The organism is Variovorax cryoconiti, assembly GCF_051216395.1.
Taxonomy (GTDB): Bacteria; Pseudomonadota; Gammaproteobacteria; order Burkholderiales; family Burkholderiaceae_C; genus Variovorax.
In genome coordinates this window covers 1-1,198 of the sequence record NZ_JBPJZI010000047.1, presented here as the reverse complement: position 1 = coordinate 1,198, position 1,198 = coordinate 1, and the positions used below count along the sequence as shown (strand labels likewise).

Annotated in this window: 1 protein-coding gene; it reads left to right on the top strand. The window is 71.0% G+C overall.

The genetic code is table 11. From position 1 onward, the window contains the following. A partial coding sequence (locus ACSFA2_RS25595) for a sensor histidine kinase (RefSeq protein ID WP_435458136.1) occupies positions 1-1,121 on the top strand: 1,121 nt, incomplete at its 5' end. Between the last annotated feature and the right edge of the window lie 77 nt (positions 1,122-1,198).

Genomic DNA, 1,198 nt, shown 5'->3' with positions numbered 1-1,198 from the left:
CGACCAGCCGGCCGATCGGCGGGCACTGGAAGGCCGTCGACCACGGCTTGCCGAGCACCGTGCGCACGGCCTCCGGCGACGACGGCATGTGGCGCGTGTACTCCACCGCGCCAGTGGCCGACCCGGGCCGCTTCCAGGTGCAGGTGATCCAGAACGGCGGCTTCGTGCGCCGGCTGGTGGCCAAGCGCGCGCTGTCTTCGACGGCATCCATCGCGCTGCTGCTGCCCATGTCGCTGGCCGTGCTGTGGCTGGTGGTGTGGACATCGTCGCGCAAGCTGCGCAGCGTGGCGCTCGACGTCGCGGCGCAGGACGAGCGCAGCCTCTCGGAGCTGTCGGTGTCGCGCGTGCCCGACGAGATCGCGCCGCTGGTGGAAGCCTTCAACAGCCTGCTCGGGCGGCTGCGCCAGGCCTTTGCCGCGCAGCGCCGATTCGTGCAGGACGCTGCGCACGAACTGCGCACGCCCATTGCCGCCATCGGCCTGCAGCTGGACAACATGCGCGCCGAAGTGCCCACCGAGGCCGTCGCCGAGCACTACGTGCACCTCAAGGGCGGCGTGACGCGCGCCCAGCACCTGATCGAACAGCTGCTGCGCTTGTCGCGCCAGGAAAGCAGCACCGAGCCCGAGGCGCCGGTGTCGCTCGACGTGGCCTCGGTGTTGCGCGACAGCGTGGCCCAGCTGATGGTCGTGGCCGACCGCCGCCGTATCGACATCGGCTTCGAGGGCGAGACCTCCGCGACGGTGACCGCGCCCCCGGCCGAGCTGCGCAGCGTCTTCGACAACCTGATCGACAACGCGCTGCGCCATTCGCCCGAGGGCGGTGTGGTCGACGTGCGGCTGCACGAGGTGGAGGGGCGGCCGGTGGTCGATGTGCTGGACAACGGGCCGGGCATTCCGCCCGAGCTGATCGAGCGCGCCTTCGACCGCTTCTTCCGGGTGCCGGGCAACTCGACCGAAGGCAGCGGCCTGGGCCTTGCCATCGCGCGCATGGCCGCGCTGCGCAACGGCCTGCGCATCGTGCTGGCCAACCGCCATGACGCACAGGGCCGGCCTGCGGGGCTGCAGGCGCGCGTCCACCTGCGCGATCACCTGCGCGATCACGGGGTGGGCCGCGCGGCTTAACGCTCAGGTAACTCTCGCTTAAAGGTCGCATAAAGCGGGCTTCCTACAGTGACTCCAGCCGCGAAAGCGGTCGCGCC